The sequence below is a fragment of the Mesorhizobium sp. LNHC252B00 genome (assembly GCF_000502955.1).
Classification (GTDB): domain Bacteria; phylum Pseudomonadota; class Alphaproteobacteria; order Rhizobiales; family Rhizobiaceae; genus Mesorhizobium.
Window position 1 is genome coordinate 1 of sequence record NZ_AYWO01000107.1, and the last position, 620, is coordinate 620.

The following is a 620-nucleotide window of genomic DNA, read 5'->3' on the forward strand; positions in this document are numbered from 1 at the left end:
GATGTTGACGTTGGGCGCATGATGGCCGAGGTCGACAAGGCAGAAGGCCTTGTCGCCGAGCTCCCTTGATATGATGTAGTTGGTGCCCCAGTCCTGCACGACGGTGGAGTAAAAGGCAGGTTCGTACATCTTGTGTTCGGTGAACAGCTTCCAGTCATCCGGCAGCCCGGCATAGATATCCTTCATGGCGTCGAGATAGCGCTCGAACGCCTTGGCGAAATTGACCTGGCCGGGGAAGTTGGAGCCGTCGCCGATCCACACCGTCAGCGCCTTTGAACCCAGCGTCTTGCCGATCTCGATGCATTCGAGATTGTGCTCGACCGCCTGACGACGCGTGCCGGCATCGGCATGCGACAGCGAACCGAATTTGTAGGAAAGCGTCTGGTCCTTCGTGTCGGAAAAGGTGTTGGAGTTCATGGCATCGAAGCCAAGCCCGAAGCGTGCGGCCGCCTGCTTCAGCCGGTTCGGATCGGCCTTGTCCCAAGGAATGTGCAGCGACACGGTCGGCGTCGCCTGCGTCAATTGCTGGATGACAGCGCAATCCTCGATCTTGTCGAAGATGTCGCGCGGCTCACCGGCGCCGGGAAAGCGGGCGAAGCGGGTGGCGCCGGTGCCGACGC

The 620-nt window shown here is 60.8% G+C and carries 1 pseudogene; it reads right to left on the bottom strand.

Annotation, left to right across the window (positions count from 1 at the left end):
- Positions 1-620: pseudogene (locus tag X744_RS139700) on the bottom strand (sugar isomerase); the annotation flags it as partial.